This window comes from Comamonas sp. (assembly GCF_036643215.1).
GTDB lineage: Bacteria > Pseudomonadota > Gammaproteobacteria > Burkholderiales > Burkholderiaceae_C > Comamonas.
The window spans coordinates 1-2,130 of sequence record NZ_JAVXSJ010000013.1; the positions used below are offsets into that span (position 1 = coordinate 1).

The 2,130-nt window shown below is 63.7% G+C and carries 2 protein-coding genes; both read right to left on the reverse strand.

All coding sequences use genetic code 11. The features are described from left to right. Nucleotides 1-664, reverse strand: a 664-nt coding sequence (locus tag RSF91_RS10610) for a c-type cytochrome (protein ID WP_332568488.1), incomplete at its 3' end; no start/stop codon positions are given. 179 nt (nucleotides 665-843) lie between these two features. After that, on the reverse strand, nucleotides 844-2,130 hold a 1,287-nt coding region (locus RSF91_RS10615; RefSeq protein WP_332568389.1), incomplete at its 5' end, for an ATP-binding protein.

A 2,130-nucleotide genomic window follows, 5' to 3' on the forward strand; every position in this document is an offset into this window, starting at 1 on the left:
CAGCGACAGCCTTGACGTCATCCGCCGAGAGCTTCTTGGCCACAGCGCCCATCAGACCCAGAGGCCCGGCTTCGCGCTGGCCCTTGTTCCAGGCATCGATCTGGCTCTGCATATAGTCGGCAGACAGGTGACCAATGGCCGGAAAATCCTTGCCCACACCCACGCCACCGGGGCCATGGCACTGCGCACAGGCAGGAATGCCATCCGCCCAGCGACCGCGCTCGACCAGCCATGCGCCGCTATCGTCATTCTTGCCGGGCAACGCACCGCGCACCGCCTTGATGGGCAGTGGCAGGGTGGCGTAATAAGCCGCGACGTCAGCGCGCTCTTGCTCGCTCAAGGCCTTGGCCATGGAGGCCATGACGGCAGATTGACGGGCACCGGCGGCCAGCTGGTTCAGCTGACGCTCCAGATAGCCGGGGTGCTGACCTGCCAGCGCGGGAAAGCCAGCCTGACCTTCACCCTTGGCGCCGTGGCAAGTGGCACAGGCGGCTGCGCCACCTGCGGAGCCGGACTGTGCAATCTTTGCGCCAGCCGTGGCATTGCCATTCAATGCGGCCTTGGCGGCGGCAGGTTCTTGCGCCCAGGCGCTAGTCGCCATCAGCATGGAAATGCCAACAGCCACCCACGACCGGGGCAGAGTCTTAGTGTTCAAGCGATTCATCTTGGGAATGGAGTTGTACGCCGCGCCCACCAGGCCCACCTCAGGCTGGTGCAAGCGCCAACGTCTGGCCGGTGATGTCAAGGACGTAGAAGTCCATGACAGCAAGCGCATACCCCGAAGATACTTATATAAGATTAAGAGCCAATTAATGCTCGGAACAATCGGCTACAAATCCGGGCTCAGGGTGTATCCATGCCCTTATCAGGCCCTGCGCTGCAAGCCACGACCGGCAGGTAAAGCCGCACCACCAGCCCTGTTGGTGCTTTAGATGCTTCAGTTGGCATGGCGGCAACGGAAGACCATTCGCTCGCATCGCCCTGCTCCAGCCACTGCACCAGTGGCAGCAACTCCAGTGCGCCACCGCTGCTCTGGGCAATGCGCTGAACAATGGCCAGCCCCAGCCCGCTGCCATGCGCCTGATGCTGCTTGCGCCAGAAGCGCTGTGTGGCGACGGCGCAATCCTCGCGGCTCAAGCCCGGCCCCTGATCCAGCACGGTGAATTCCACATAGCCAGCAATGCGCTCAGGCCTTGGCAGAGCTGCATCCACTAGGCCACCAGCGTCTGCCGGCAGTTGCTTGAAAGAACGCTTGAGATGCTTGAGATAGCGCATACCCAGCGACACGGGGAAATCAGCCTGATCCTGCCCTGCCACTTGCCCATAGCGCAAGGCATTTTCGATCAGGTTGCGCAGTGCAGAAATCAGCAGAGGCTGGGGCACCACTACCCGCAAATCCTCCAGCCGAGCATCGCCCTGCGCCTGCCCTGGCAGCCAGCGCAGTCGTTGCTGACCTGAGGGAATGGCCGTAGCGGCCAGCCCCCAGGCTTTTTCCAGCGCATCCCAGGCGCAGGCGGGCTCAGATCCGCAGACCATCGGGCGTGTGCCACCGCCTTCATCGCCCTCATCACCAGCGGGTTGGCCATCGAGCCGCGCCAGCAGCAGCAACTGCTCCAGCGTGTGCTGCAAATGCACCACGCCCTCACCGGCCTGCTCCAGCGCATCGTGGGTCATCTGCCATTGCATGGTCTGCGTGCCCACACTGGCCACAGCCATCTGCGCAACTTGCACATGGGTCTTCACCGCCGTCAGCGGCGTGCGCAGCTCATGGGCGGCATCATCCGTCCAGCGACGCTCGCGCTCCAGCGCGCTGTGCACGCGCTGGAGCAAATGATTAATGGTCTGCACCAGCGGCGCCAGTTCCTTGACCTGACGGCCCTGCGCCACGGGCGAGTCATCGCCGGGCGGGCGCTGGCTGAGTTCTTGGCGCAGCGACTCCAGCGGCCGCAGGCCTCGCGCCACCCCCCACCACATCAGCACCATGCTGGCCAGCAGCGCCAGCAAAAAGGGCAGGATGATGGTGTAGGCAAAGCCGTAGATCAGACCCTCGCGCACATCAATGCGGTCAGCCGTGGCAATGCGCACGCCGTGATCTTCCAGCACATAGGTGCGCCACGGGCGCCCTCCTTT